The organism is Pseudomonas sp. 9AZ (assembly GCF_902506525.1).
GTDB lineage: Bacteria > Pseudomonadota > Gammaproteobacteria > Pseudomonadales > Pseudomonadaceae > Aquipseudomonas > Aquipseudomonas peli.
The window spans coordinates 3009672-3036662 of sequence record NZ_LR733840.1; the positions used below are offsets into that span (position 1 = coordinate 3009672).

At 58.7% G+C, this 26991-nt stretch carries 29 protein-coding genes; 8 read left to right on the plus strand and 21 right to left on the minus strand.

The genetic code is table 11. The annotated features are described in order from the left end of the window. Positions 1-125: 125 nt before the first annotated feature. From ALTER154_RS14095 to ALTER154_RS14115, 5 genes are all read right to left on the minus strand, one after another. The gene (locus ALTER154_RS14095; protein ID WP_160087952.1) at positions 126-545 is read right to left on the minus strand and encodes a group 1 truncated hemoglobin; all 420 of its coding nucleotides are present in this window, start codon (positions 543-545) and stop codon (positions 126-128) included. 2 nt (positions 546-547) lie between these two features. Next, positions 548-1405, minus strand: a complete 858-nt coding sequence (locus ALTER154_RS14100; protein WP_090252051.1) for a DUF3034 family protein — start codon at positions 1403-1405, stop codon at positions 548-550. A gap of 2 nt (positions 1406-1407) precedes the next feature. Beyond that, a complete protein-coding gene (locus ALTER154_RS14105; RefSeq protein ID WP_160087954.1) occupies positions 1408-3744 on the minus strand; it encodes an EAL domain-containing protein in 2337 nt (778 codons plus the stop codon). Next, positions 3731-4414: a methylamine utilization protein gene (locus ALTER154_RS14110; RefSeq protein WP_256665636.1), complete on the minus strand. Its 684-nt coding sequence runs from the start codon at positions 4412-4414 to the stop codon at positions 3731-3733. The genes ALTER154_RS14105 and ALTER154_RS14110 overlap by 14 nt, the downstream gene beginning before the upstream one ends. Positions 4415-4591: 177 nt before the next feature. Next, positions 4592-5344, minus strand: coding sequence for an AraC family transcriptional regulator (locus tag ALTER154_RS14115; RefSeq protein ID WP_160087956.1), 753 nt, complete (start codon positions 5342-5344; stop codon positions 4592-4594). A 331-nt stretch (positions 5345-5675) separates the two neighbouring features. Between ALTER154_RS14115 and ALTER154_RS14120 the strand changes: the two genes are divergently transcribed. The 4 genes from ALTER154_RS14120 to cmoB all read left to right on the plus strand — a co-directional run bounded on the left by ALTER154_RS14120 (position 5676) and on the right by cmoB (position 8804). Continuing rightward, positions 5676-6071 (plus strand): protease inhibitor I42 family protein, encoded by a 396-nt coding sequence (locus ALTER154_RS14120; RefSeq protein ID WP_160087958.1) that lies wholly within the window; start codon positions 5676-5678, stop codon positions 6069-6071. 286 nt (positions 6072-6357) lie between these two features. Continuing rightward, entirely contained in the window at positions 6358-6993 is a 636-nt protein-coding gene (locus ALTER154_RS14125) for a lysoplasmalogenase (RefSeq protein ID WP_160087960.1), read from the plus strand. Positions 6994-7062: 69 nt separating this feature from the next. Then, positions 7063-7839, plus strand: a complete 777-nt coding sequence (cmoA, locus tag ALTER154_RS14130; RefSeq protein ID WP_160090140.1) for a carboxy-S-adenosyl-L-methionine synthase CmoA — start codon at positions 7063-7065, stop codon at positions 7837-7839. Further along, positions 7836-8804 (plus strand): tRNA 5-methoxyuridine(34)/uridine 5-oxyacetic acid(34) synthase CmoB, encoded by a 969-nt coding sequence (gene cmoB, locus ALTER154_RS14135; RefSeq protein WP_160087962.1) that lies wholly within the window; start codon positions 7836-7838, stop codon positions 8802-8804. Before cmoA ends, cmoB begins: the two co-directional genes overlap by 4 nt. An 89-nt stretch (positions 8805-8893) precedes the next feature. Here the strand turns inward: cmoB and pdxJ are convergent, their stop codons facing one another. From pdxJ to rpoE, 12 genes are all read right to left on the minus strand, one after another. Beyond that, positions 8894-9640 (minus strand): pyridoxine 5'-phosphate synthase, encoded by a 747-nt coding sequence (gene pdxJ, locus ALTER154_RS14140; protein WP_160087964.1) that lies wholly within the window; start codon positions 9638-9640, stop codon positions 8894-8896. After that, positions 9633-10331, minus strand: coding sequence for a DNA repair protein RecO (recO, locus tag ALTER154_RS14145; protein ID WP_160087966.1), 699 nt, complete (start codon positions 10329-10331; stop codon positions 9633-9635). The genes pdxJ and recO overlap by 8 nt, the downstream gene beginning before the upstream one ends. Before the next feature lie 62 nt (positions 10332-10393). Beyond that, on the minus strand, positions 10394-11296 hold the full coding sequence (gene era / locus ALTER154_RS14150; RefSeq protein ID WP_160087968.1) for a GTPase Era: 903 nt from the start codon (positions 11294-11296) through the stop codon (positions 10394-10396). Further along, complete coding sequence (gene rnc / locus ALTER154_RS14155) at positions 11289-11978, minus strand: ribonuclease III (protein WP_160087970.1); 690 nt, start codon at positions 11976-11978, stop codon at positions 11289-11291. The genes era and rnc overlap by 8 nt, the downstream gene beginning before the upstream one ends. Continuing rightward, positions 11975-12352: a DUF4845 domain-containing protein gene (locus ALTER154_RS14160; protein WP_160087972.1), complete on the minus strand. Its 378-nt coding sequence runs from the start codon at positions 12350-12352 to the stop codon at positions 11975-11977. Before ALTER154_RS14160 ends, rnc begins: the two co-directional genes overlap by 4 nt. A 103-nt stretch (positions 12353-12455) precedes the next feature. After that, entirely contained in the window at positions 12456-13310 is an 855-nt protein-coding gene (gene lepB / locus ALTER154_RS14165; protein WP_160087974.1) for a signal peptidase I, read from the minus strand. A 6-nt stretch (positions 13311-13316) separates the two neighbouring features. Then, on the minus strand, positions 13317-15116 hold the full coding sequence (lepA, locus tag ALTER154_RS14170) for a translation elongation factor 4 (RefSeq protein WP_090252015.1): 1800 nt from the start codon (positions 15114-15116) through the stop codon (positions 13317-13319). A 148-nt stretch (positions 15117-15264) separates the two neighbouring features. Then, positions 15265-16647: a DegQ family serine endoprotease gene (locus ALTER154_RS14175; protein ID WP_372239956.1), complete on the minus strand. Its 1383-nt coding sequence runs from the start codon at positions 16645-16647 to the stop codon at positions 15265-15267. Positions 16648-16729: 82 nt separating this feature from the next. Then, entirely contained in the window at positions 16730-17185 is a 456-nt protein-coding gene (locus ALTER154_RS14180; RefSeq protein ID WP_160087978.1) for a SoxR reducing system RseC family protein, read from the minus strand. Continuing rightward, complete coding sequence (locus ALTER154_RS14185; RefSeq protein ID WP_160087980.1) at positions 17182-18129, minus strand: MucB/RseB C-terminal domain-containing protein; 948 nt, start codon at positions 18127-18129, stop codon at positions 17182-17184. Before ALTER154_RS14185 ends, ALTER154_RS14180 begins: the two co-directional genes overlap by 4 nt. A gap of 22 nt (positions 18130-18151) precedes the next feature. Continuing rightward, the gene (locus ALTER154_RS14190) at positions 18152-18745 is read right to left on the minus strand and encodes a sigma-E factor negative regulatory protein (RefSeq protein ID WP_160087982.1); all 594 of its coding nucleotides are present in this window, start codon (positions 18743-18745) and stop codon (positions 18152-18154) included. Positions 18746-18776: 31 nt separating this feature from the next. Further along, on the minus strand, positions 18777-19358 hold the full coding sequence (gene rpoE, locus ALTER154_RS14195; RefSeq protein ID WP_090252003.1) for an RNA polymerase sigma factor RpoE: 582 nt from the start codon (positions 19356-19358) through the stop codon (positions 18777-18779). A gap of 369 nt (positions 19359-19727) precedes the next feature. On the opposite strand from rpoE, the gene nadB reads away from it, so the two are divergent. After that, positions 19728-21344: an L-aspartate oxidase gene (gene nadB, locus ALTER154_RS14200; protein WP_090252000.1), complete on the plus strand. Its 1617-nt coding sequence runs from the start codon at positions 19728-19730 to the stop codon at positions 21342-21344. Here the strand turns inward: nadB and ALTER154_RS14205 are convergent. Together ALTER154_RS14205 and ALTER154_RS14210 are read right to left on the minus strand one after the other, a co-directional pair. Continuing rightward, a complete protein-coding gene (locus ALTER154_RS14205; RefSeq protein ID WP_160087984.1) occupies positions 21313-21765 on the minus strand; it encodes a protein YgfX in 453 nt (150 codons plus the stop codon). The two genes, nadB and ALTER154_RS14205, sit on opposite strands and share 32 nt — an antisense overlap. Next, entirely contained in the window at positions 21749-22003 is a 255-nt protein-coding gene (locus ALTER154_RS14210) for a succinate dehydrogenase assembly factor 2 (protein ID WP_090251995.1), read from the minus strand. Before ALTER154_RS14210 ends, ALTER154_RS14205 begins: the two co-directional genes overlap by 17 nt. Positions 22004-22251: 248 nt before the next feature. Between ALTER154_RS14210 and ALTER154_RS14215 the strand changes: the two genes are divergently transcribed. The 3 genes from ALTER154_RS14215 (at position 22252) to ALTER154_RS14225 (ending at position 24910) form a co-directional block, all read left to right on the plus strand. Next, positions 22252-23193 carry a folate-binding protein YgfZ gene (locus ALTER154_RS14215; RefSeq protein ID WP_160087986.1) on the plus strand — a complete coding sequence of 314 codons (942 nt, stop codon included), beginning with the start codon at positions 22252-22254 and terminating at the stop codon, positions 23191-23193. Between the two features lie 49 nt (positions 23194-23242). Next, positions 23243-24079, plus strand: a complete 837-nt coding sequence (locus tag ALTER154_RS14220) for an HDOD domain-containing protein (protein WP_090251989.1) — start codon at positions 23243-23245, stop codon at positions 24077-24079. Positions 24080-24148: 69 nt separating this feature from the next. Further along, positions 24149-24910 (plus strand): ABC transporter substrate-binding protein, encoded by a 762-nt coding sequence (locus ALTER154_RS14225; RefSeq protein ID WP_090251986.1) that lies wholly within the window; start codon positions 24149-24151, stop codon positions 24908-24910. Between the two features lies 1 nt (position 24911). Here the strand turns inward: ALTER154_RS14225 and ALTER154_RS14230 are convergent, their stop codons facing one another. Both ALTER154_RS14230 and ALTER154_RS14235 read right to left on the minus strand, forming a co-directional pair. Continuing rightward, positions 24912-26327 (minus strand): sensor histidine kinase, encoded by a 1416-nt coding sequence (locus tag ALTER154_RS14230; protein ID WP_160087988.1) that lies wholly within the window; start codon positions 26325-26327, stop codon positions 24912-24914. After that, positions 26320-26991 carry a response regulator gene (locus tag ALTER154_RS14235; protein WP_160087990.1) on the minus strand — a complete coding sequence of 224 codons (672 nt, stop codon included), beginning with the start codon at positions 26989-26991 and terminating at the stop codon, positions 26320-26322. Before ALTER154_RS14235 ends, ALTER154_RS14230 begins: the two co-directional genes overlap by 8 nt.

A 26991-nucleotide genomic window follows, 5' to 3' on the forward strand; every position in this document is an offset into this window, starting at 1 on the left:
CATTGAGCCGGCAACAGCCTCGTAGCGGCGTGACTGGCTCCCAATTGAACTGCAGCTGAGGTGTTTGCCAAGCTCAGCGTTTACACAGCAGGAAGACCGTGTAGACGGAGTGGCCGAAAGACGCTCTAGCGGTCAATCACCTGCGCACGCATCGGCGCCAGGCGCGCCAGCAGGCGGTTTTGCGCCGGCATGGGTACGTTCTGCGCACTCATTGCCTCCTGCAGGTTTTCCACCAGGGCGTTGAAGTCGCTCGGCGTAAGGTTCTGGCCCTTGTGGCTCTCTTCCATGCTGTCGCCGGTGTACGTGCAGGGGCCGCCCGCTTCGACGCAGATCTGCTCCACCAGTTTGTCGCGCAGACGCTCAATATCGATATTTTCAAAGTGCCGAACGATGCGCGGATCAGCAGCGATGTTCAGCAGCATGCCTTCAACGATACGAGTGATCCCGGCCTGCTCACCCAACTCACGGTACAGGCTGTCGTCTTTGGGCGGCTGCTGAGCGCAGGCCGCCAGGGTCAGAACCATTGCTAACAGCACACAGCGCATGCCTAGAAACTCCCCTGTACGGACAGATAAACCCCGTCCTGATGATCCAGTGTGGCAATCTCGCCCAGGCGCGCATACGCCAGCACCACGGCGAGATTCTTGTTGGGGAAGTAGCCCAGAAACAAGTCGGCCCAATCGCTTTCACCCGCAAAGCTCAGGTTATCCGGCTTTTCGCGGTACTCGACCCCAAGTGCCCACCGCGGATTGAACAGCACAGCGACCGAACCTTCCTTGAGCACTGAATGACGATCACGGCGGTCACCGCCAAAGCCCAACAGCCCCAGCTCATTGGCGCGGCTGTAACGAATACCGCCGTTGAGCAGCAGGTTGTAGCCAAAGGCGCCGCCAAGGATCAGCCGGCTGGCCGTGAGGTAACCCTCGGTGTCCTCGCTGCGCTGGGCGCCAACCAGACTGGGAATCAGAAAGTCCTTCTGGCGCTTGTGCTGAATGCCCAGAGAGACCTGCGGCAACTGGTCGTAGATCAGATCACCGAATAGGCGCACTTTGAGGCCAAAGATGTCCTGACTCAGGCTGTTCTCAGGTAAGTTGAGGCCGCGCGCCAGGTTACCCAGATCAAAACGCTGACGGGCGTAAGACAATTCAACACGGTTGTCGAAAGCGACACCGACACCGGCCACGTCCAGACGGTAATCGCCCGTCTCAACCCGCGTGGCGAATACATCCGCGCCCCACTCCCCGCGCTCACCATACCCAGACAACACGGCCCAGGGCGTAATCCCGCCACCGGCGGCGCCTTCAATACTGCTGGCACCGCCGGTGGCCAGCAAACGGCCATCGGCACAGGCCAGATTGGCCAGCAGGCCGAGCAGCAGGACAATGCAGCGTGGCAGGTAAGTCATATTCAATGCACCAACGTCGAGGGGGCGTGTACGTATTGCGCCATCCAGGTTTCAAAGGCTTGCGCCGCCAGTGGACGACTGATCAGGTAGCCCTGGGCGGTGTCGCACTGCCAACGCCCGAGCAATTGCAGGCTGCGCTCGAACTCGACCCCTTCAGCTACGACCTTGAGACCCAGGCTGTGGCTCATCTCGATGGTCGAACGCACGATGACTGAGTCCTCACTGGCATCGTCCAGGTCGCGGATAAATGATTGATCAATTTTCAACTCCTGCACCGGCATGCGCTTTAGCTGCGCCAGGGAAGAATAGCCCGTGCCAAAGTCGTCCACCGACAGGCTGATGCCACATGCCCGCAAACCATGCAGCACTTGCAGCGCGACCTCGGGATTGAGCATCACACCGCTTTCAGTGATTTCAAAAATAAGCTGCTCGGCCGGAACCTGATACTCGGCCAATAATTTACTGACCCGCGCCGGCAACTGAGGGTCAATCAGGTCGTCGGTGGAGATGTTCAACGACACCTGCACGCGCAGTCCACGCCCCGCCCACTCACGTAACTGGCGCAGGACCTCTTCGATGACCCAAGCAGTCAACAACTGGATACTGCCGGTGCGTTCGGCCAGCGGGATAAATTCACCCGGAGAGACCATGCCCAGCGTCGGGTGCTGCCAACGCAGTAGGGCTTCAGCCTGACGCACTTGGCCGGCCGCGATATCTAATTTGGGCTGATAGTGCAGCAACAACTCTGCTTTTTCAGGGGCATGCCGCAAATCGCGAATCAGGCGAATCTGTCGCTGCTGGGCATCATCGCGACCCCGTTGATACACCTGCAGATGGCTGGGCATGCCAGCCGCATCCTGCATGGCAATGCTCGCCCGGCGCAGCAACTCTTCAGGGGCGTTGCCGTCCACCGGATAACTGGCAATGCCAATGCGGCAATCCAAGGCGAAATCGTGGGTGGCGACGCGCAACGGTTTGAGCAACAGTTGCTGAACCTTGTCGGCAATACCCACAGCACTGTCGCTGTTGGTGTTTTCCAGCAGCAGCAGGAATTCATCGCCGATAATCCGCGCCACGCTATCACCAGGACGCAACACGGCCTGCAGGCGTCGGCTCAGTTGCTGCAACGCCAGGTCGCCTCCCTCAGCGCCAAGGCTTTCATTGACGGCCCGAAAATTCGCCACGCCCAAGTAGAGCAACGACGTCGGTCGTCCTGCCGTGATGGCACTGCCCAGGCGTTCCAGCGCCAGCGTGCGGTTGGGCAGGCCCGTCAACGCGTCATGCAGCGCATTGTGCGCCAGCTGCCGCTCACGCTCGGCAATGCCTTGCTGCATGGCTTTGAACGCAGTGGCCAAACGCCCTAGCTCGTCGCCGCGCTGCAGGTCCAGGCTGGCCTGGTAATCACCCTGGCGTACCCGCTCAGCCACTGCCGCCAACTGCCGAACCGGCTGTGACACTGAGCGCGCCAGCAATAAGGCCCCCACCAGGGAGGCGGATAGCGCAGCCAGAGCAATCAGTAGAATTTTCTGATCAAGCGGAGCAAACGCCTCTTGCGCCTGACTCAAGGATTTGTGCAACAACGCACGCACTTCAAAGCCATCCCCACTGGCCAGCACCAGGGTCTGATTCAAGTACGACTCTTCACCGATCAGGCTGATTGCATCATTGGCTAACTCAGCCATGCTGCCTTGCAGCTGCTTGCTTTGCGCAGGTTGCAAAGTGCTGATCCAGATATCCGCGACACCGTCCTGGGTGGCCCGCAAGGTCAAATCCAGGTGGGTCAATTCACGCAATTCGGCGGCAAATGCATCATCGACCTGAAAGCCCATCATGACCCGGGCAATTGGCAGCGGCGCGGTGACTGTGGCCTGCACCAGCAAGTAGATCTTGTCAGCAATCGGCATCAGAAAGATCTGCACACCTTCGCGCTGACGCTGCATCACCTGCGCGCTGAGGCGCTTGGCAGTCTCACCACTGATCTGCCGATCACTGCTGACCTCAAGGTTGCCATCCAGGCCCAACATCATGACGGCACTGGCGTTGATTCGTGCGCCATGGTTGATCAACGCCGAACGAATTGTCTCGGTGTCGCCACTGGCCACAGCATCCTTGAAACCAAAATCCGCCGCCAACACCTGCACCGCGTCGTGCAACTGACGGCCACGGACCTCGAGTAATTGCTGAAAGACCAGGCTGCCGACGTCTAACTGCTCACGTGCCTGGCTGCGTACGGCTGCATTGGTGGCAGTTTGCACCGCCACATACAGCGCTCCCACAACCACCAACAGCAGCAGTACCAGTACCCCGGCAATTCGCGCCTGAAAGCTATTGCGCAGCATCGCGTGCCTTCTTGAATGCATCACCAAAAGCGCTGACCGGCGCACTCGGAGCGGTTTGAACGCCAGGAACCTGCATGGACAGGGTAAAGCGCTGCTGGCTACCCGCCTCTGTCAGCTGCACCTGGCCGGCATCCTGCGGCAACATATCCGGCGCTTGTGGGTGCCACAGGCTGGCGGTGTAGGTCCCTGCTGGCAACTGCTCCAGGTTCAGCTTGCCCTGCGCATCACTCACCGCGAACCACGGGTCGTCGGTGACATAGACATAACCCACCATCCAGTCATGGATATTGCAACCAAGCACCACCACACCGGGCTTATCAAAAACCACCGGCTCGCTCGGCGTGCCCTGGTAGAGGCGTAGCTCAAAGCGCTTAGCCAACGAGAACGAATAGACGTGATGGCGAATGTTGTCGCTGTTAGGGAACGACACGGCAGTACCGCTGCGCACAGCCAGTACATTGGGCGCGAATTGCTGCGAGATTTGATCCATCACCGCTGCGGCAGGTGCAACCACGGGTGCAACCTCGCTGCGCAAGGTAAGCACAGCATTGGCCAGCGGCTGCCCTTCACTGTCCACCAGCTCGGCTTGCAGACTGGCAGCGGACAGCGTTGTACTGAACAGCAGCATGCCGAGCAGTGAAAGTGTGGACAGGTATAGGGACTTGTTCATCAAGACTACTCGCACTTTATGGGCACACTTGACTACCAGCAGCATCCTTGCCCGGGCACAGGAAAAACCTGCGTGGGCCACAGCTTAGCCGTCCATGTGCGGAAGTTCACGCTTCGTCGACTGTAACCATCACGCAAATGTATGCAGCGTGCTACCCAATAACCGTCGAGGGCTCAGTTATTCGGCGCTACGCAGGCGTTTCGGCGTCAGGCCCAAATAGCGGCGCATAGCGGTGGTCAGCGCGCTCTGGCTGGAGAAACCGCACTCTTCCGCGATACGGATCAGCGGCAGGCCGCTCTCGCGCAACAGCCGTACAGCCCGATCCAGGCGTGTTTTCAGCAGGTACTGATGCGGCGTCAAACCGACGCTGTCCTTGAACTGCGCATGGAAATGACTGGGGCTGAGACAGGCCACCTGTGCCAACTCAGCCACACTGATACGCCGCGCCAAATGCTGGGTGATGTAACTGTCGAGCCGCTCCACATTCAGCGCCCCCATGGGCCGCGTCTGGGGCTCGCCAAACAGGCGCAGATGCAAGGCACGCAGCAAGACGCCCCCCAGGGCACGGGGAAGCAATGGATCGGAGCCATAGCGTTCCAGCTCGGCGCCGGCATAGCTCAGCAGGTTCTGGAAATCGGCATCCAGTTGCGGGTAGCGTGGTGTTTCAAACAGACGGGTCAGCAGCTGCAGGTCTTCGCTGGAGGTGCCCTGCTCGTCCAGATCGATGATCAGCATGCGGTTGTCACCCATGCCAGCGAACTGGTGATCGGCATCCCCCGGCACCAGACAGGCGCGCATGCGGCAAACCTCGCCGCCCCGGCCGTTGACTTCAAATTCGGCACGCCCAGCCAGCGACAGCACCAGTTGATGATGGTCGTGAGTGTGTTCGTGGGCCTGGTCATCAAGACGCATCAAACGCGCGTTGAACATGAAAAGTGCAACCCTGAAAAACAGAGGTGCAACTTTAACCCTTTGCCCGGTAAAACTGCAGCCTGTACGACAAATGGGCGCTGATCGCCCCTAAACAGTCAATGTCCGCCAAGCCTGAAACAGCAGGTGCTGCAACGCCTGGAACATGAGCTGATCAACAGGCGAAAAGTACGCCAGGCACGGCACGAGTGCTTTGCCCTGCTCACACCGCTAATCGACGAATTCATCCAGCAGTTGCGCGCACCACTGCAGACGACGTTCGAAGCACAGACTCCCGCAGGGCGGACCTAGCGGCTATGCTGGCAGCCTCGACATTCGCCAGGAGCTCACCATGCTTGCCCCCCGCCTGACAGTGGCACTCAGCCTTGCACTGCTCGCCGCCTGCGCACAAACGCCCAGCAGCGTGACCCTGGAGCAAAACCAGCAGAGCAAATGCCCGCTGTCGTTGCACGTTGGCCAGCAATTCAACCTACGCCTGCCGAGCAATCCCACCACCGGTTTCCGTTGGCTGCTGCGTGACTCGGCACCCCAGGTGCTGAAAAGCCTCGGCCCGGAGGTCTACAGCAACCCGGAAGATGCTGGCCTGGTGGGCAGCGCCGGGGTTTCCACCTGGCGTTTCGAGGTCATCAAAGCAGGCGAAGGCCAATTGGCCCTAACCTATGAACGCCCCTGGGAAATCGGTGTAGTGCCCGCCCAGCGCTTCAACTGCACGATCAAGGCTCGCTAGCAGGCCCTTGAAAAACGTAGGCGAGGCAGCCAGCGCAAGGCTCTACGTTAGTAACAGCCTTCGGCTGGTCAAAACGGCGAAAAAGCGGAGTTTACGAGCTGTAAATGAGCATTTTGATCGGACTCGCGCACGAGCCTGTTTTTAACGCGGCGATGGCAACGTAGGTGGTTTTTCAACCGCCTGCTGCTACTGGCGCGAAATGCTGACCTAAGTGGCATCCACGGCGTGGCCAGCCAATTAGCAATTGGCCATAGTGCTGACCTTTCGAGTATCAAGGACAAGGGTCATGCGTTATCTGCTGCTGGGTTTGCTGGGTGCTGCGATATTCCTCTATACACGGCTCAGCGGCATGAATGAACTGGGCCTGCTCAGTAAAGGCATTCCAGTGATTGCCCTGCTGCTGTGGTTGAGAACGGCACCCAGCGGCCTGTATCGACGTTGGATCAGCCTCGGCCTGCTCTGCTCACTGGTGGGCGATATTCTGCTCGACTGGCCGGGCGACCTGTTCGTTTTCGGCCTAGGCGCCTTCCTTCTGGCGCACCTGGCCTACCTGCGCGCCTACCTGAGCGACTGCAAACAACCCGCCTGGCTCGCTTTGATTCTTGCGCTGGCCACTGGCGGAACGATGTTCACCATCCTCGCCAACGCTAACCTAGGCCCGCTGCTGATCCCCGTAGCCTGTTACGCCCTGGCGATCAGCGCCATGCTCTGGCGCGCTCTCGCACGCCTTGGCCAACCCGACCTGAATATCCATTCCAGGCGCCTGGCCGCCGTAGGTGCCGCGCTGTTCGTATTGTCCGACACCCTGATCGGCATCAACCGCTTTGTCGCCCCCTTCGAAGCGGCGCCCGTAGCGATCATGCTCAGCTATTGGCTGGGGCAATGGGCTATCGCTGCGTCGGCCTTCAAACAGACCCGCTGAGCCGTCTCCAAGCAGATTTGCGACCAATAACGGCAATCAAGGTTTGGCTATGCGGCGCACTTGGCTAAAATGCCCGGCTTTATTGACCAGTGCGCAGCCATCGTGAGCAAACAGCCCGACCGTCTTTTCGCCCAACCCCTGGCCCAGGTGCCGGACTTCGTGTTCAACGAGGATGTGGTGCGGGTTTTCCCCGACATGATCAAACGCTCGGTGCCGGGTTATCCGACCATTGTCGAGAACATTGGCGTGCTCGCTGGCCAGTTCGCCCAACCGCACAGCGTACTTTATGACCTCGGCAGCTCGCTGGGCGCCGTGACCCAAGCGCTGCGCCGGCATGTGCAGATCGACGATTGCCGGGTGATCGCCGTGGACAACTCCAGCGCCATGGTCGAGCGCTGTCGCGAATACCTGCACGCCCAGGACTCGATGTTTCAGGAGCTGCTGCACGTCGAGGTGATTGAGGCCGACATTCTCCGCCTCGACTTTCAGCCCACTTCGCTGGTGGCACTGAACTTCACCCTGCAATTTATCCAGCCTGAACAACGCCTCGACTTACTAACGCGGATTCGCCAAGCCCTAGTTCCCGGCGGTGCGCTGATCCTCTCGGAAAAACTGCAATTCGAAGATGCCGAGCAGCATGCTCTGCTGGGCGATCTGCATATCGCCTTCAAGCGGGCCAACGGCTACAGCGAGCTGGAAATCGCCCAGAAACGCAGCGCCATCGAGAAAGTCATGCTCCCCGACAGCCTGGAGCAGCACCGCGAACGCCTGCTCGCCGCTGGATTTAGCCAGGTAGTACCGTGGTTCCAGTGTCTTAACTTCGCCTCAATGATTGCCCTGCCATGATCAGCCGCCTCGACCTCGACGCCCTGCAAGCAACCCTTGCCGGTACTCCACTGCAAGAATGGTCAGCCGATCTGCCCGGGCAGATCGACGCCAAACTGGCCGTCGGCCATGGCGACCTGCCGCGCTGGTACGGCGCGGTGCAGAACTTGCCTGCACTGAATGTCGAACAACTGGAGCTGCTACACAGCTTCCGTTTCAACGGAACCTGTGACGACTCGACACGCGCAGCATTAACTACGGCTCTTCAGGGCCTGATTCCCTGGCGCAAGGGGCCGTTTCAACTGTTTGACGTGCATGTCGACACGGAATGGCGCTCGGACTGGAAATGGCAGCGCGTCGCGCCCTACCTCGACCTCAAGGGCAAGCGGGTGCTGGATGTCGGCTGCGGCAACGGCTACTACATGTGGCGCATGCTTGGCGCCGGTGCGGACAGCGTAATAGGCATCGACCCCAACTGGCTGTTCCTGTGCCAATTCCTGGCGATGAAGAACTACCTGCCCGACCTGCCCGCCTGGCACCTGCCGCTGGCGTTCGAAGAGCTACCGAGCAAACTACAAGGCTTCGACACAGTATTTTCCATGGGTGTGCTGTATCACCGCCGCTCGCCCATAGACCACTTGATCGACCTCAAGGACTGCCTAGTTAAAGACGGCGAACTGGTCTTGGAAACCTTGGTGGTAGAAGGCGATGCACAGCAGGTGCTCGTGCCCGAAGACCGTTACGCGCAGATGCGCAACGTCTGGTTCCTGCCTTCGGTGCCCGCCCTGGAGCTGTGGCTGCGCCGCGCCGGCTTCGTCGATGTGCGCTGCGTGGATGTCAGCACCACTTCAGTCGACGAACAACGCTCGACCGAGTGGATGCGCTTTCAGTCACTGCCCGAATTCCTTGACCCGGCCGACCATAGCCGCACCGTGGAAGGCCTGCCGGCGCCAAGCCGCGCGGTACTGATCGCCCGCAAGCCGTAAACCGGACTTATCAAAGCTCACGCAGGGTCGACAGGCGCCAGCTTGTCCAGTGCAGATGGCGGACAAGCCTGCGGCATGTCCGCCTCCACTCAACCGCGATTAGCCGCCGCGACGATCAACTGTTTCATCTCCACTACCGCCTGCTTAAAGCCAACAAACAGCGCGTGGGCTACCAAGGCGTGACCGATGTTCAGCTCATTGATCCCAGCAATGGCCGCCACCGGCTCTACGTTGTGATAGTGCAAGCCGTGGCCCGCATTAACGATCAAGCCGTGCTGCAGGCCACAGGCCACACCGTCCCGAATCCGCACCAGTTCGCGAGCGGCTTCTTCAGGGGTATGGGCATCGGCATAACGACCGGTGTGCAGCTCGATGGCCGGCGCGCCAACGCGCTTGGACGCTTCAATCTGCAGTGGATCCGGGTCGATAAACAGCGAGACCTCGCAGCCAATCTTGCTTAGGCGTTCGACTGCTGCGCGAATCCGCGCTTCCTGCCCGGCAACATCCAGGCCGCCTTCGGTGGTCAGCTCCTGACGGGTTTCCGGTACCAGGCAGACATGTTCGGGACGGATGCTTTCGGCAAAGGCGAGCATTTCTTCGGTCACGCCCATCTCGAAGTTCATGCGCGTCTGCATGACTTCCTTAAGCAAACGCACATCACGTTCTTGAATATGCCGGCGGTCTTCGCGCAGGTGCACGGTGATACCGTCGGCCCCCGCCTCTTCGGCGTCCAGCGCAGCCTTAACCGGGTCCGGGTAACGGGTGCCACGGGCCTGGCGCAAGGTGGCCACATGGTCGATGTTCACACCCAACAGAATACGATTGGCATCAGTCACGGCTTGGCTCCTTGAGCGTCATAAACAGTTCACGGCTGACCAGCGGTCGGCCACCTAAATGGGGGGCTAAGGCCTGACGCATCAAGCGTTTGGCCGCAGCAAGAGCGCCTGGCGCAGTCCAATCAGCCTCGGCCATGGCGAGCAGTTCAACGCCGTGAAAAGCACCGGGCTGCAATTGGCCAATCGGCACCAAACCGGCTTCGGTATGCAGACGATACAGACCGCTGGCGACAATGGGCTGACCCTCGCTGTCCAGATTCAAGGCGAAACCATAGCCCAGCTCGTCCAGCAGGCGCCATTCAAACGAACGCAACAGCGGTTCCAGCGGGCGACCTTCTGCCAATGCCAACACCGTCATGGCGTAATGATCGAACACAGCGGGATGAGGGTCTTCGGCGGGTAACAGGCGAATCAGCAATTCGTTGAGGTAGAGGCCACTGAACAGCGCCTCACCCGTCAACAAATTGGGAATGCCCGCAGGCTCAAGACGCCCGACATTCTTCAGCTCACCTCGCCCGCGAAACTCAGCGTCCAGCGGAATAAACGGCCGAGCCAAACTACCGGCTTTGCCCCGAGCGCCACGCAGTACTGCACGCAAGCGACCTTTGGGGGTGAGAAAGTCGACCAGCGCGCTGCTTTCGCGGTAAGCGCGGCTGTGCAGTACATAGGCAGGCTGACTGTCTGCAAGCATGGCCGGTGGTGACTCAACGTGACGGAACGCAGAAACGGGCGAATAGGTTCGCCCGCGCAACACTAGATGTTGTCGTAACCCAAAGAGCGCAGTGCGCGCTCGTCGTCCGACCAGCCACTTTTAACCTTGACCCACAGGTTAAGCATGATCTTGGAGTCGAACATCACCTCCATATCCTTGCGTGCTTCCTGGCCAATGCGCTTGATCCGCTCGCCTTTGTCGCCAATGATGATTTTTTTCTGACCATCACGCTCGACCAGAATCAACGCATGGATATGCAGGATGCGCCCGTCACGCTTGAACTCCTCGATTTCCACAGTGATCTGATACGGCAGCTCAGCGCCCAGCTGACGCATGATCTTCTCGCGCACCAACTCAGCAGCGAAGAAACGGCTAGAACGGTCGGTGACCTGGTCTTCCGGGAAGAAGTGCACGCCCTCCGGCAAATGCTCGCCTACCAGTTTTTCAAGGGTGTCGAGGTTATGCCCATGCTGCGCCGAAACCGGCACGATCTCGGCCTTCGGCAACTGGGTGGCCAGCCACTCCAGATGCGGCATCAGCTCCGCCTTGTCCTCGATACGATCGGTCTTGTTGATCGCCAGAATCACCGGGCCTTCGACGTACTGAATACGCTCCAAGACCATCTGGTCCTCATCGGTCCAGCGGGTGCGATCGACCACGAAGATCACCACGTCGACATCCTTCAGCGCCGACGAAGCATTCTTATTCATGTAGCGGTTGAGCGCTTTCTCGTTGTTCTTGTGCAGGCCGGGAGTGTCGACATAGATCGCCTGCACATCGCCCTCGGTTTTGATGCCGAGCATGTTGTGCCGCGTGGTCTGAGGCTTGCGCGAGGTGATTGCCAGCTTCTGCCCAAGGATGTGGTTGAGCAACGTCGACTTGCCCACGTTGGGCCGGCCGACGATGGCGACATAGCCACAGCGTGTAACAGGTGAATCAGTCATTGCCATTCTCCACACCCAGGGCTATCAACGCGGCAGCGGCCGCAACCTGCTCGGCGATACGCCGGCTGGCACCCTGCCCCAGGGTTTTATCATTCAGTAAGGTAATCTGACATTCGACCACGAATGTCCGACAGTGCGGCTCACCCTGGATATCCACCACTTCATAGCGTGGCAACTCACAGCCGCGCGATTGCAAAAATTCCTGCAAGCGGGTTTTCGGATCCTTATTGGTGTCGACCAAAGTCAGGCTATCCAACTCGGTGGTCAGCCAGGCCAGCACACGCTCACGAGCCGCCTCCATACCTGTATCCAAGTAGATAGCACCAATCAGTGCTTCCAGGGCATCGGCGAGAATCGACTCGCGACGAAAACCGCCGCTCTTCAATTCGCCGGAGCCTAAGCGCAGGTACTCACCCAAGTCGAAACCACGCGCCAGAATGGCGAGGGTTTCGCCTTTAACCAGGCGCGCGCGCAAGCGCGAAAGCTGCCCTTCGCGCGCTAACGGGAAACGCTGAAACAGCGCTTCACCCGCGACAAAGTTGAGGATCGCATCACCGAGAAACTCCAGACGCTCGTTATTGCGCCCGGCGAAACTGCGATGAGTAAGAGCCAGGATCATCAGCTCCTGGTCCTTGAAGGTATAGCCGAGCTGCCGCTCAAGACGGGCTAACGACGCACTCACGGCATACGCACGCGGAATTCTTTATCGAATCGCACCACAAGATCGATATTCTCGATCAAGGGCTCACGCTTCTCGTATTTCAGGTGCACGCGGAATTCGTTATTTTCTACTTTAATCTTGATTGCTTCCTGCATGTTCAGATCACGGATGCTGTTGACCTGCATACCTTTACTGATGTGGCTGTAGAAGTCGTTGACACTGCGAACATCCGCTGCATTATCAGTCTCGACCGAGGTGATCATTTTCTCCAACGACATATAGTCGAAGTAATGCGGCAATACTTTGAATAGAGCGCTTGCCAAAAAGGCAACGACCGCTAAAACCATCAACCAACTAAGAATCGACATTCCCTTTTGCGAATGCGCAGATTTCATGTTTGTCCCCAAATTCGATTTTATGAAAGCCTTAACGGCTGGAGGCAAGACTATATATAGCCTGCAACGCTGCATTTAACAGCGTCGCAAATTAGCCAGCAGGTCAGTGAATCAGGCCGACGCGAGAGAAGTTGGGCAGGTTGCGCGACTTCGGGTCTGGCCAGCTCATCCAGATGGCAAACGCTTTACCGACGATATTTTGATCCGGCACCATGCCCAGTAGCGGCTTGGATATGGCAGGGTCATTCCAGTAACGGCTGTCATTGGAGTTATCGCGGTTGTCCCCCATCATGAAGTAATGCCCTTGCGGCACCACCCACTCGCGACCCGGCTCAACGCGATAACGCTGCATTTCTTTACGAATCTGGTGCTCGGCCTCGCCCAGTTTTTCGTTGTACAACTTAGCGCTGCCCAGGCTACCCGGCTCGTCACCAATCAGCTGCTGCGCAACAAGTTCACCGTTGATGGTCAGACGTTTGTCGCTGCTGTAGACAATACGGTCACCGGCCAAACCCACTACTCGCTTGATGTAATTGATATTCGGATCACTCGGGTAACGAAATACCATCACATCGCCACGCTGCGGATCACCTACTTCAATCACCTTGGTGTCCAGCACCGGCAGGCGAATGCCATAAGCGAACTTGTTGACCAGGATGAAATCGCCCACTTCCAGAGTCGGCTTCATCGAGCCAGAAGGAATCTGGAACGGTTCAACCAGAAACGAACGCAGCACCAGCACGATGGCCAGCACCGGGAAGAACGACTTACCGTATTCCACCAGTAACGGCTCTTTGTTCAAGCGTTCCACTACCGCCTCATCAGGTTCACTGACCTGACCGTGGTAGGTGCTGATAGCGGCTCGCCGGCGCGGGGCCAGAAAGATCAGGTCAAACAACGCCAACGCGCCACAAACGGCAACGGCGATAACCAGTAACAGCGGGAAATTGATCGACATAGGCCCTTAACTATCCAACCTGAGCACTGCAAGGAAGGCTTCCTGTGGAATTTCCACGTTACCCACTTGCTTCATGCGTTTCTTACCGGCCTTCTGCTTTTCGAGCAGCTTGCGTTTACGGCTGACATCACCACCGTAGCACTTGGCCAATACGTTTTTGCGCAGCGCCTTGACCGTGGTCCGCGCAACGATTTGCCCACCGATTGCAGCCTGAATGGCCACATCGAACATTTGCCGGGGGATCAGCTCTTTCATCTTCTCGGTCAACGCGCGACCTTTATAGTGGGCGTTGTCCTTGTGCACGATCAGGGCCAGGGCATCCACCTTGTCACCGTTGATCAACACATCCAGCTTGACCAGGTTGGCCGACTGGTAGCGATCAAAATGGTAGTCGAGCGAGGCATAACCGCGACTAGTGGATTTCAGACGGTCAAAGAAGTCGAGCACCACTTCGTTCATCGGCAGGTCATAGCGAACCTGAACCTGAGAACCAAGGAACTGCATATCGCGCTGCACACCGCGTTTTTCGATACACAGGGTAATCACATTACCCAGGTGCTCCTGAGGCACAAGAATGGTGGCTTGTACGATCGGCTCACGGAAGTCCTCGACCGAGGAGATATCCGGCAATTTAGACGGGTTATCGACGTAGATCGTCTCGCCCGTTTTGAGCACCACTTCGAAAATCACACTCGGTGCAGTGGTGATCAGATCCAGGTCGTATTCGCGCTCAAGACGCTCCTGGATGATTTCCATGTGCAGCATGCCAAGGAAGCCACAACGGAAGCCAAAGCCCAGTGCATCTGAGCTTTCCGGCGAATATTGCAGTGACGAATCGTTCAGGGTCAGCTTCTGCAACGCATCCCGGAAATCTTCGAAATCGTCGGAACTGACCGGAAACAGGCCTGCATAGACCTGCGGCTGAATACGTTTGAAACCAGGCAGTACTTCGACATTCGGCGTCGCGGCCAGGGTCAGGGTATCCCCCACCGGTGCGCCGTGAATATCCTTGATACTGGCGATAATAAAGCCCACTTCACCAGCTTTCAGGTCAGCAGTGGCGGTGTGCTTAGGGTTAAACACGCCAACGCTATCGACCAGGTGGATCTTGCCGGTGGACTTCACCAGCACTTTGTCACCTTTCTTGATTCGACCGTGGCGAACGCGCACCAGGGAAACCACACCGAGGTAATTATCGAACCAGGAGTCGATGATCAGCGCTTGCAATGGCGCCTCTATGTCACCGGTCGGTGCCGGGATCGTGTGCACCAGACGCTCAAGTACTTCATCAACACCCAAACCTGTTTTGGCACTGCAGGTCACGGCGTCAGTGGCATCAATGCCAATGATTTTCTCGATTTCTTCCTTGACCCGGTCCGGGTCGGCCTGAGGCAAGTCGATTTTATTCAGTACCGGCATGACCTCAAGGCCCTGCTCGATCGCGGTGTAACAGTTGGCGACCGACTGCGCCTCCACGCCCTGACCGGCATCGACCACCAGCAGCGCGCCTTCGCAAGCAGCAAGAGAGCGGCTGACTTCATAGGTGAAGTCGACATGCCCAGGGGTATCGATGAAGTTCAGCTGGTAGGTGATGCCGTCTTTAGCCTTGTAATACAGGGTAACGCTGTGTGCCTTGATGGTGATCCCGCGCTCGCGCTCCAGATCCATGGAGTCCAGCACCTGGGCTTCCATTTCACGGTCGGCAAGGCCGCCACACATCTGGATAAACCGGTCGGCCAAGGTCGACTTGCCGTGGTCAATGTGGGCGATGATGGAGAAATTGCGGATATGACTCAAATCACTCACGGATCAACACTCAAAAAGGTCGCAGGCGACTGCCCGCCGAAAATAGCCGCCAAGTCTACCCGAATGCCACCTTGCACGTCATCAAGGCCACACGACTGTACGATGTAAAAGGGCGACCGAAGTCGCCCTTTGTAACCTGCATACCTGGTTAATCGGCCAGTTTGAAGGTGATAAAGCTGGCGCGCCCCTGACGCAGCACACGCATCGACACCGAACGGTTCTTCGGCAGCGCCTGCGCCACCTCAGTAAACGTCTTGGCCGAATTAATAGCCTGATTGTTCAAGTGAGTAATTACATCCCCCGGACGCAAGCCAATCAGCGCCGCGGGCCCATCCTGAACTTCAGAAATCGCCACGCCACCTTTGAGGTCGAGGCTCTTCTGCTGCTCAGCAGTCAGCTCAACCACTTTGACACCCAAACGATTACTGCTGCGCTCAACACCGGGCTCAGCTGTACCCGCCAAGGCCTCACCGTCTTCAGGTAACGCACCGATGCTCACTTTCAGCTTTTTGCGCGCACCATCGCGTACCACATCCAGCTCAGCACTTGCACCAGGCTTCAGCGCACCGACCAAGTGCGGCAGATCGGCGGACATAATGATCGGCTTACCGTCGAGACTGAGAATCACATCGCCGACCTGCAAGCCGCCTTTGGCAGCGGGCCCTTCCTCCAGCACCTGCGCCACCAGCGCACCAGCCGGTTTATCCAGGCCAAACGACTCAGCCAGGTCCTTGTTCACTTCCTGAATCACCACACCCAGCCAGCCGCGACTGACCTTACCCTCAGCCTTGAGCTGTTCTGCCACATCCATCGCCACACTCATAGGAATGGCAAATGACAGCCCCATAAAGCCACCGGAACGGGTGAAAATCTGCGAGTTGATACCCACCACTTCACCGGCCAAGTTGAACAGTGGGCCGCCAGAGTTACCTGGATTGATCGCCACATCCGTCTGGATAAACGGCACATAGCTCTCGTTCGGCAGACTGCGACCCTTGGCACTGACGATCCCAGCCGTCACCGAGTGATCAAAACCAAAGGGTGAACCAATTGCCAACACCCACTCACCGACCTTTAACTCCTCCGATTTACCCAGTTTGACGGTGGGCAGACCTTCGCCCTCAACCTTGAGCAGCGCAACATCGCTGCGCGGGTCGGTACCAACCAGTTTTGCTTCCAGTTCACTGCGATCAGACAGGCGCACGATGATTTCATCGGCATCGGCGATCACATGGTTATTGGTCAGCACGTAGCCATCAGCGGAAATGATAAAGCCCGAGCCCAGCGACTGGGCTTCACGCTGACGGCCACCGCCAGGCGCACGTGGCATCTGCGGAATATTACGCTCGAAGAACTCGCGAAACATCGGCGGCAAGCCCTCCAGATCGGGCACATTGAGCTGGCCACTGCCAGCCACCGCGCGATCCGGCATCTTCTGCCGGGTACTGATATTGACCACCGCCGGTGATGCCTGCTCAACCAGCTCGGTAAAATCCGGCAGGCTCGCCTGAGCAAAAAGCGCATGCCCCATCAGCAGCACGGCCAATAACGCGGTAAATGAAGATTTCAGACCAGGCTTCGACATATAACTCCCCATCAGGCCAGCAAAAGTCTTAGAACGCAGCGGCGGCACCACCAAGCAATGCACGCAACACCACAGGTTGCAACGCAGGATCACCAGCCGTAACACGGCTGCGCCAACGCACCGCACAACAAGCAAAGAGAAAACCGAACAGCGCACTGAGTATTACCCAAGGCTCGCTCCAGCCCGCCTGTTCAGCTAGCACAGCCGTGGTAAACAACCCGAGCAAAGGCAACAGATAAACCAGCAGTGAACCACGCACTAACAGGTCTTCGCGCACGCCGATAACCACCGCATCGCCAATATTCAGCTGCAGATCAGACAACGCACGCACATAACCACGACGACCGCTTGCCCCAAGCTGCTCAAGCAAGCCCTGACCACAACCGGCTTTAACGGAACAACTGGAGCAGGTGCTTTTACGCAGGGTTTCGACCCAGACAGCGCCAGGCTCAACAGCCACGACCCGCCCCTGCTCCTCAATCACTGCGCCACCTCGCCAAGCGAACGCATGGACAAGGCCACTCGCTCAGCGGTGCCCAGCGGAATTTCGCCAACCACGGTAACCATTACGTCACCATCATTGGTCTTCAATCGACGCGAAACAGCCACTGTAGGGCCCAGCTGAGTACGTACATCCTCAACAGCTTCGCCGCGCAAGGGCTCCATAAACACGGAAAAACGCGCCAAACCATCGCCATACACCTGACAGGCAACGAGCTCATCGGATGCAGGACTGCGGCGCTGAGTGACCGAACTCAAGCTGAAGCCCGGCGGCAGCCAGTCAGAGCGCCACGCTTCAGCCGACTGAGCCTGAGAAGGAGCCAAACGCACAGGGCGACACCCAGCACTGGGCTCAAGGTTCGAGGGTACGGGGGCGTCCGTTTCTAGCTGAGTAAACTGGAGGCGCTCAAGCAACTGCCCCTTGTCATTCACCAGCAAGGATTTGAGCGGCAAACCCGTCTGCTGATCCAGGTGCAGCTCAATGCCATAGCGATGTTGGTCGCGCGGCACCAGTGCCAACACATCAGTCGCTCGCCCAGCCACACGGGACTTACCGAGCACTCGCAACTCATACCACGCACTCAGCTGCTCGGCATTTAAGGCTCGAGCAGGCCATAGCTGACTGTCGATCAGCTGGTCAGCCAACGCACCACTGGCGCACTGAACCTGGCCCTCGACACGCACTACCTCTTGCGCGGAACCATCCAGCTGCAGCAGTCGCTCACGCAGAGCAACGCCCTCACCAGCCTGATGCCAGATGCTGTGCGTCGAAAAGCTGCCATTGCGTTCATAGACAAAGGTGCCCTGAAAACTCAGAGTACGCTCAGCGTCGGCCAAGCGCTGCAGCATTACAGAGCCTTCATCGGCAGCAGCCGGCAGAGCCAGCAAGCTGCCCAGCAACAAAACGCCAAAAGGAATAAAGCGCATGCGATTCCTTAACAACAGACCGTCAACGGCCTTCCAAACTGGCTGCGCGAGCATAAGGCAGCGCACCTTCACTGGTACTCATGGCAGCCTGCTGCGCATGCTGACGTAAGTAGGACGGCAAACGCTGCTCATGCCAACCCGGCTGACCTTGACCGACGGCGCTCGCTGCAGGGGCAGCTTGTTCATCAGAGGTATTAAACCCAGCCAGCATTGCCGGCCCACTGACCTGAGGAATGTTCAACACCGGCTGACTGGATTGCTGCGCCAACTGGGCACCGGTGATGTCGTCCTGGTTGTAAAAACGCACACCCGCAAGCACTGCCACGGTAACCGAAGCTGCAACAGCCAGGCGACCTACAGTGCGCCAAGAGCCGCGCTGTACTTGTTGCGCAACCGGAGCAACATCATCAGCCAGGGCCGCGGATACAGCTGCGGCAATATCCAGACGCGGCTCAAGCAGCTCTTTGTGCATGACCGCGCGAGCAAGCTGATAACGCGACCAGGTTGCGCGCAGCTCAGGGTCATCACTGGCTGCCAGCACGCGCCTTAGTTCAAGTTCATCCGCTTGGTTATCCATCACCGCGGACAGCGATTCCTGCAGGGTTTCACGACTCATGGCGGTTCCTCTCTTGGCTGACGCCGCTGTCTCAGGTTTCCTGCAGCAACGGCTGCAGGGATCGATCAATGGCTTCACGTGCTCGAAAAATTCGCGAGCGCACGGTGCCGACTGGACATTGCATGACGCTGGCAATGTCCTCATAACTCAGACCATCAAATTCACGCAAGGTTAGCGCTGTACGTAAATCTTCCGGCAACTGCTCAATACTGCGGTGTACGGTGGCTTCGATCTCATCGCGCAACAGTGCGCGCTCCGGCGATTCGATGTCCTTGAGTGCATGGTCACCATCATAGAACTCGGCATCCTCAGCACTTACATCACTGTCTGGCGGGCGTCGACCACGCGACACCAGATGGTTCTTAGCCGTGTTGATGGCAATACGGTACAACCACGTATAGAACGCACTGTCGCCCCGAAAATTACCAAGGGCCCGATATGCCTTTACGAAGGCCTCCTGCGCCACGTCCTGCGCCTCATGGGTGTCATGCACAAAACGCACGATCAACCCGAGAATCTTGTGCTGATACTTGAGCACTAATAGATCAAACGCACGCTTGTCGCCACGCTGCACGCGCTCGACCAGCTGCTGATCATCTTCCTGGGTTAGCATGAAAACTCCTCATAGGGTCTGAAGGAGTGAAACGCCAACCCTTTACTCGGTCTGCCAAAGTAGACTTGGGTATTGCGCAAAAGTTCTCTCCTTCAAACAAGCTTCCTGCAGAACACTTAAAAGCCCTGCACGGAACAGCGCAGCAAAGGGGTTCCACTGCTGCGCTCGTAGTCTGGATCACCCGGCGGCAAGGCCAAAATCTCAGGCCCGTTACAAAGCCGTCCGACACAGGCGATTTCCCATGTAAATAACCGCCTATGGAACCCGAAATACTTAAAAAGTTCCCGAGTAACGCACTTGGTCATAAGCTGGCTATTGTGACGCTCACCCCCTCTATATACTAGAGCTCGCTTTTCGCGGAATTCGGACATGAGCCAACATTACCAACACGACGTTCTGGTCATCGGCAGCGGTGCCGCCGGCCTGACGCTGGCACTCACGCTGCCTGAGCACCTGCGCATTGCCGTACTGAGCAAGGGCAACCTGTCCAACGGCTCGACCTACTGGGCGCAAGGCGGCGTAGCCGCGGTACTGGATGATACCGATACCGTCGAGTCGCATGTCGAAGACACCCTCAATGCCGGAGGCGGCCTGTGCCGCGAAGACGCAGTGCGTTTTACCGTGGAGCACAGCCGTGAAGCCATCCAGTGGCTGATCGACCAAGGCGTACCCTTTACCCGCGACGATGAACACGCCCGCGAAGACGGCGGTTTCGAATTTCACTTGACCCGTGAAGGCGGCCACAGCCACCGACGTATCATCCATGCAGCCGACGCAACCGGCGCAGCGATCTTCAACACATTGCTGGAGCAGACACGCCAGCGCAGCAACATCGAACTGCTGGAGCAGCGTGTCGCTGTTGATCTGATCACCGAGCGCAAACTCGGTCTGGAAGGCCAGCGCTGCCTGGGCGCTTACGTGCTCAACCGCGCCAGCGGCGAGGTCGACACCTTCAGCGCACGCTTTGTGATTCTCGCCACGGGCGGTGCGGCCAAGGTTTATCTCTACACCAGCAACCCGGATGGCGCCTGTGGCGATGGCATCGCCATGGCCTGGCGTGCCGGCTGTCGAGTCGGCAACCTGGAATTCAATCAGTTCCATCCGACCTGCCTGTACCACCCAAAAGCCAAGAGCTTTCTGGTCACCGAAGCGCTACGTGGCGAGGGCGCACTGCTCAAACTACCTAACGGCGAACGTTTTATGCCGCGCTTCGATGAACGGGCCGAACTGGCGCCGCGGGATATCGTCGCCCGCGCAATCGACCACGAAATGAAGCGCCTGGGTATCGACTGCGTATTCCTCGACATCAGCCACAAACCGGCTGACTTTGTGAAATCGCACTTCCCTACCGTGTATGAGCGCTGCCTGGACTTCGGCATCGACATCACCAAAGAGCCGATCCCCGTTGTACCGGCGGCGCACTACACCTGCGGCGGCGTGCTCGTAGACCAGAGCGGCTGCACCGATATCCCCGGCTTGTATGCGATTGGCGAAACCAGCTTTACCGGCCTGCATGGGGCCAACCGTATGGCCAGCAATTCGCTGCTGGAATGCTTCGTCTACGCCCGCTCAGCGGCCGAGAACATTCTCGCCCAACTGGAGCACGTCAGCATGCCAAGCGCCCTTCCCGGTTGGGATGCTAGCCAGGTAACTGACTCGGACGAAGACGTGATCATTGCGCACAACTGGGATGAGCTGCGGCGTTTTATGTGGGATTACGTCGGCATCGTGCGCACCAACAAGCGCCTGCAACGGGCCGAACACCGCGTACGGCTGCTGCTTGATGAAATTCACGAGTTCTACAGCAACTACAAAGTCAGTCGTGACCTCATCGAGCTGCGTAACTTGGCGCAGGTTGCCGAACTGATGATCCGCTCAGCCATGCTGCGCCATGAAAGCCGTGGTCTGCACTACACCCTGGACTACCCGCATCAACTGACTGAAGCCAAGGACACTATTCTGCTACCGCCCACCTATGGCGACTGAATTTAAGCCGCACCCTTAAGCGGCGGTGCTGATCCCGCGCCAGACTGTCGCGGGCGATGCAGACCGAACGCACCTGGCGCTGCCCGACCAGACGAAAGCGCAACAACATAATCAACGGTAACGCCAGGCTATCCGGATGCAGCTCAATAGCCTGCCAACCCTGCGCCATGCAGTGCACCTGCCAACCCTCAGCCGTGTAACGCAGCCCTCGAAAGGCCTGCGGCACACTCAACAGCAAATGCCGTGGCACTACCCAGGCAGCGTGGGCGAAACAGAAGCCCACGCCGAGCAAGCGCCCCCAACTTGGCATATCCACCAGTGCCAGACTGAGCAGCGCCAACCCTTGAATCAGGGCATAGCAGGCCAGTAGCTGCCGAGAAGGCTGCCACTGGCACTCGAAGGCATCACTTGGGCTGAACACGGTCCAAAATCATCCGAACCATGAGCTTGAGATCCGCATCTTCAGGCTCGCTGCGCTGCATAAACCAGCCAAACATATCCTGGTCCTCACACTCCAGCAGCTTGCGATAACGCTCGCGATCAGCCTCATCAAGGTGCGGATAGACCTCGCGAACAAACGGCACCAGCAACACATCCAGCTCCAGCATGCCGCGACGGCTGTGCCAGAAAAGACGATTGAGCTCTACTTCTTCAACCACGGATCAGCTCCTTGAAAATGGCTAAACACCATTTTTAGCGTCGCACAGCGACGACCCCGAAGGGTGGCCGCCATACATGACATGCAACAAATTACGGCACGCAGTATACGAGGAAATGCACATCTATTGACCGTACGCGGCCAGCCGGCTGTTATTCCCTGAAACGAGTCAAGCGCAAGCGCTGACAAGGCGCGAGGGGCGCTCTATGATGAGCCCCCTAACTTTTATCCAGCGATACCTAATCCACCATGGCCGATACCGCGTTTTATTGCATCCTCAGCCACGAAGGCGTCCTCGCCGTGCGCGGCCCCGACGCCAACAAGTTCCTCCAGGGTCAAGTCACCTGCAACCTCAACTACCTGAGCGACAGCTATTCCAGCCTGGGCGCGCGCTGCACCCCCAAGGGCCGCATGCAATCGAGCTTTCGCATCCTCAGCGTGAGTGACGGTTATTTGCTGGCAATGGCCAGTGATTTGCTGGATGCGCAACTGACTGACCTGAAGAAATACGCCGTTTTCAGCAAATCCAAGCTCACCGACGAAAGCCAGGACTGGCTGCGCATCGGCCTGAACGGTGCCGATGACATCCTGCGCAGCCTCGGTTTAGAGCTCGCAACGACCGTCGACAGCGTCGCTCGTCGCGATGATTTACTGGCTCTGCGCTTGAGCGACGGCCGCGCTGAACTGTGGATACCCGCTGGCCAGGCCACAGCCGTACAGGCACAAGTGGCCAGCCAACTGCCGGAAGCGCCGCTAAATGATTGGCTGCTTGCGCAAGTCCGTGCGGGCATCGGCCAGGTCGTGGGCAGCACCCGCGAGCTGTTTATCCCGCAGATGATCAACCTGCAGGCAGTGGGCGGCGTCAGCTTCAAAAAAGGCTGCTACACCGGCCAGGAAATCGTCGCGCGCATGCAGTACCTGGGCAAACTCAAGCGCCGCCTGTATCGCCTGGCGCTGCATGACAGCCAGGTGCCCGAGCCCGCTACGCTGCTGTTCTCGCCGACGCACACTTCCAGCGTGGGTGAAGTGGTACTGGCCGCACGCACCCCAGACGGCGTCGAGTTGCTTGCAGTGTTACAGGACGAAGCCGCACTGAATGGCGTTATTCACCTGGGTTCTGCTGAGGGCCGCACGCTGAGCGTGCTCGATTTGCCGTATACACTGGATTCAGACCGCGAAATACAGCGCTAAGCCCTGACTACACTTATCACTATTGCTTGAACGCCAAAGAGAATTGCCCATGAGCAAGCTTGCCGAGAAAGTCCAAAAGGAACTGACCCAGGCCATCGACAATGATGAGCTGGTCCTGCCGACTCTGCCGGAGGTCGCGCTGAAAGTCCGCGAGGCGGCTGAGGATCCGGATATCAGCATCCCGCAACTGAGCAAAGTGATTGGCAACGATGCCGCCCTGACCGCGCGCATCATCAAGGTGGTGAACAGCCCGTTGCTGCGCACCAACAAGGAAATCACCGACCTGCAGATGGCCGTCGGTCGCCTCGGCATCAATTACACCTGCAACCTGGCCACGGGCCTGGCCATGGAGCAGATGTTCCAGGCCACCAGCGACGTGGTTGACCGCAAAATGCGTGAAGTGTGGAATAAAAGCACGGAAATCGCCGGCATCTGCCACGTGCTGTGCAAGCACTACACGCGCCTACTGCCCGACCAGGCCACCCTCGCCGGCCTGGTGCATCAGATCGGCGTGCTGCCGATCCTCACGTACGCCGAAGATCACAGCGAGCTACTGGCTGACTCGATCAGCCTCAACCACGTGATTGAGCAGATCCACCCAATCATCGGCGACAAGATCCTGCGCACCTGGGACTTTCCTGAACTGATTGCCATGGTGCCCAGCCAATACCTGGACTTCACCCGTGACAGTGCCAAAGTCGACTATGTCGATATCGTCCAGGTCGCTACCTTGCAGAGTTACATTGGCAGCGAACACCCCTACACCAAACTGGACTGGAGCCAGATCCCGGCGTTCGCCAAACTGGGCCTTGATCCAAACCAGAACCTGAACGAAGACGAAGACCTTTCCGCCGCCATGGAAGCGGCCATGAGCATGCTTCAGTAACCTTCCTGCAAACGCATGCAACCGAATGCAACTAGACTGAACGCAGTCCCCGTATTTGGCATTCGGTTCATGCGCCTACTGCTGCTACCCCTTCTATTCAGCTTGTTCTGCGGCAGCCTGACTGCTGCAGAATCTGTGCGCCTGACCAACGGTGAATGGCCGCCTTATCTGGGAGAACAGCTGCCGCATAAGGGCGTCGCATCACGCATCGTCGCCGAAGCCTTTGCCCTGCAGGGAGTTGAGGTGACCTGGGAATTCCACCCCTGGGCACGCTCGCTGCAACTGGCCGAGCGCGGCAAACGCGATGGCAGCGCGGTCTGGCTGCACAGCAGTGAGCGTGAAGAAAAGTTCTTTATCAGTGACCCGGTGGTGGAAAGCGGTTACTACCTGTTCCACCGCAAGGGCTACAGCTTTGACTGGCAACAGATTGGCGACCTGCAAGGTCGACGCCTGGTCGGCACCCGCGGCTATGACTATGGCGCGGCCTTTCAGCAAGCCGAAGCCAGCGGACAATTGCGGGTCAATCGGGTGACCAGTGATGAAACCGCCTTTCGCCAACTGATTGCCGGCCGCGTCGATCTGTTTCCGATGGACAAGGTGGTCGGCTTCGACATGCTGCATCAGCACTTCAGCGCAGCCGAGCGCGCGCAACTGAGCTTTCACCCCAAGCCCCTACGCAGCGACAGCCTGCACCTGCTGCTCTCGCGGGAAGTACCCGGCAATGCCGAGCTGATCGCCCGCTTCAACCAAGGCCTGGCGCAACTGCGCGAAAGCGGCAAGGTTACCCAGTACCTGCTGGAAATCCAGCAGCCACTCAGCCTCGCGCCCTGAGTCAGACGTCTACGCCGGCAAACTCGACGCGCACCAACAGACCGTGAGGCTGCGCCTGGTGCAGGCTGATCTCAGCCTGATGCGCCCGGCAGATTTCACCGACAATCGCCAAACCCAAGCCGGCCCCAGAGCCCTTGTTACTGCGCCGATAGAAGCGCGCAAACACCCGCTCATGCTCTTCTAGCGGGATTCCCGGGCCGTCGTCTTCGACCTCCAGCACCCCAGTCGGCAATACCCGCAGGATCACATTGCCGCCGGCAGCGGTGTGCGCCAAGGCGTTATCCAACAGGTTGCACAGCAGCTCGTTGAGCAGCGTCGGCTCGCCACTGACCCATACCGCCTGCTCTGCCTCCAGTGCCAGCGCAATCCCCCGTGCATGGGCCAGTGGTGCCAGCGCCATGCCCAGTTCACGCGCCAGTTGGCTGAGATCCAGACGCTGCGCGCCGCCTTCAGCAATGGCCCGGGCACCACTTTCGATACGTGCCAGTGAAAGCAGCTGATTGGCCAGATGGGTCAGTTTGTCGGTATTCAGCGCGGCCTCTTCCAGCGTGCTGCGCCAGATCGAGGGTTCCTGCGCGCGCAGCCCTAACTCAACCCGCGCCTTGAGCGCGGCCAAGGGCGTACGCAGCTCGTGAGAGGCATCGGCAATAAATTGTGACTGACGCTCGAACAGATTGCGCAGCCGGTCATTGAACTGGTTCAGCGCATCGATCAATGGCCGCAGTTCACGTGGCATGCCGAGATTCGACAGCGGCTGCAGATCATCACTGGTGCGCGCCGCCACACTGCGGCGCAAGGCTTCCAGAGGGCGCAGCGCAGCGCTTACCGCCAGCCACACCAACAGCAACGCACTCAGCGACAGCACGCCCATGCGCAGCAAGGTGCCGAGCAACAGCTCGCGGGCCATGCGCTCACGCGCACCCTGGGTTTCCGCCACACGGATTTCCGCCACGCCGTTAAGGCCCGGCTCACTGACCGGCTGCAGCAGGCTGACCACCCGCACACCCTGCTCACGAAACTCGGCATCGTAGAAACGCGCCAACGCCGGATAATCCTCTGTGCGCTTGATATGGGCCGGCGGCGGCGGCAGGTCTTCATAACCCGACACCAGCGCGCCCTGCACATCCAACACCTGGTAGTAGATGCGCCCTGCACTGTCATAGGCAAAGGTGTCTAGTGCCACATACGGCACGTTGGCATTCAAGCGCTCGGCGGTGGTGTACAAGCCGTCGGCAACCGCCCGCGCCGAAGCCAGCAAGGTGCGGTCGTAGGCAGTATCGGCGGCATGCCGAGCGCTCCAGTAAGCGCTTAGACTGCTGACCAGCAGAATCAACGCCAGCAACACCGCCAAGCGGCGGATCAGCCGTCCGCGCAGGCTGCCCGGTTCGTGGTTTTCAAGCGGGTGATGCTCAGTCACCAACAGCCTCCAACAAATAGCCCAGCCCACGGAAGGTGACGATGCGCACCCCGCTCCCCTCGAGCTTTTTGCGCAGGCGATGGACGTAAATTTCAATGGCGTCACTGCTGGCCTCTTCATCCAGACCAAACACCTGAGCGGCCAACTGCTCCTTGCTCATCACCCGCCCAGGCCGAGCAATCATCGCCTCCAGCACCGCCTGTTCGCGGGAGGTCAGGGTCAGCAGAGCATCGGCAAGGGTAAAGCGCCGGGTATCCAGGTCATACAGCAGGTTGCCGCAGCGTTGCTGGCGCTCGCCACCGAGCACAGTGCGGCGCAGCAGTGCCTTGACCCGTGCTTCCAGTTCAGTCACTTCAAAGGGTTTGGCCAGGTAATCATCGGCACCGAGATTAAGACCATGCACGCGATCCTTAACCTCACCACGGGCGGTGAGCATCAGCACCGGCAGGGTATTGCCGCGCTCACGCAAACGCGCCAGCACCTGAAAACCGTCCAGGCGCGGCAGGCCGATATCGAGAATCGCCAGGGCGTAATCCTCACTGCTCAAGGCCAGATCAGCCGCCACGCCGTCATGCAGCATGTCCACATTAAGCCCGATGCCACGCAGGGCCTGAGCCACGCTTTCAGCCAGGGGCAGATGGTCCTCGACCAGTAGGACTCGCAC

What these genes read in the sequence shown, in the direction of transcription:
- ALTER154_RS14095 (WP_160087952.1), bottom strand. Translation starts at nt 545, where the DNA reads ATGCGCTGTGTGCTGTTAGCAATGGTTCTGACCCTGGCGGCCTGCGCT.
- ALTER154_RS14100 (WP_090252051.1), bottom strand. Translation starts at nt 1,405, where the DNA reads ATGACTTACCTGCCACGCTGCATTGTCCTGCTGCTCGGCCTGCTGGCC.
- ALTER154_RS14105 (WP_160087954.1), bottom strand. Translation starts at nt 3,744, where the DNA reads ATGCTGCGCAATAGCTTTCAGGCGCGAATTGCCGGGGTACTGGTACTG.
- ALTER154_RS14110 (WP_256665636.1), bottom strand. Translation starts at nt 4,414, where the DNA reads ATGAACAAGTCCCTATACCTGTCCACACTTTCACTGCTCGGCATGCTG.
- ALTER154_RS14115 (WP_160087956.1), bottom strand. Translation starts at nt 5,344, where the DNA reads ATGTTCAACGCGCGTTTGATGCGTCTTGATGACCAGGCCCACGAACAC.
- ALTER154_RS14120 (WP_160087958.1), top strand. Translation starts at nt 5,676, where the DNA reads ATGCTTGCCCCCCGCCTGACAGTGGCACTCAGCCTTGCACTGCTCGCC.
- ALTER154_RS14125 (WP_160087960.1), top strand. Translation starts at nt 6,358, where the DNA reads ATGCGTTATCTGCTGCTGGGTTTGCTGGGTGCTGCGATATTCCTCTAT.
- cmoA (WP_160090140.1), top strand. Translation starts at nt 7,063, where the DNA reads ATGCCCGGCTTTATTGACCAGTGCGCAGCCATCGTGAGCAAACAGCCC.
- cmoB (WP_160087962.1), top strand. Translation starts at nt 7,836, where the DNA reads ATGATCAGCCGCCTCGACCTCGACGCCCTGCAAGCAACCCTTGCCGGT.
- recO (WP_160087966.1), bottom strand. Translation starts at nt 10,331, where the DNA reads ATGCTTGCAGACAGTCAGCCTGCCTATGTACTGCACAGCCGCGCTTAC.
- era (WP_160087968.1), bottom strand. Translation starts at nt 11,296, where the DNA reads ATGACTGATTCACCTGTTACACGCTGTGGCTATGTCGCCATCGTCGGC.
- ALTER154_RS14160 (WP_160087972.1), bottom strand. Translation starts at nt 12,352, where the DNA reads ATGAAATCTGCGCATTCGCAAAAGGGAATGTCGATTCTTAGTTGGTTG.
- lepB (WP_160087974.1), bottom strand. Translation starts at nt 13,310, where the DNA reads ATGTCGATCAATTTCCCGCTGTTACTGGTTATCGCCGTTGCCGTTTGT.
- ALTER154_RS14175 (WP_372239956.1), bottom strand. Translation starts at nt 16,647, where the DNA reads ATGGGGCATGCGCTTTTTGCTCAGGCGAGCCTGCCGGATTTTACCGAG.
- ALTER154_RS14185 (WP_160087980.1), bottom strand. Translation starts at nt 18,129, where the DNA reads ATGCGCTTTATTCCTTTTGGCGTTTTGTTGCTGGGCAGCTTGCTGGCT.
- ALTER154_RS14190 (WP_160087982.1), bottom strand. Translation starts at nt 18,745, where the DNA reads ATGAGTCGTGAAACCCTGCAGGAATCGCTGTCCGCGGTGATGGATAAC.
- rpoE (WP_090252003.1), bottom strand. Translation starts at nt 19,358, where the DNA reads ATGCTAACCCAGGAAGATGATCAGCAGCTGGTCGAGCGCGTGCAGCGT.
- nadB (WP_090252000.1), top strand. Translation starts at nt 19,728, where the DNA reads ATGAGCCAACATTACCAACACGACGTTCTGGTCATCGGCAGCGGTGCC.
- ALTER154_RS14215 (WP_160087986.1), top strand. Translation starts at nt 22,252, where the DNA reads ATGGCCGATACCGCGTTTTATTGCATCCTCAGCCACGAAGGCGTCCTC.
- ALTER154_RS14220 (WP_090251989.1), top strand. Translation starts at nt 23,243, where the DNA reads ATGAGCAAGCTTGCCGAGAAAGTCCAAAAGGAACTGACCCAGGCCATC.
- ALTER154_RS14225 (WP_090251986.1), top strand. Translation starts at nt 24,149, where the DNA reads ATGCGCCTACTGCTGCTACCCCTTCTATTCAGCTTGTTCTGCGGCAGC.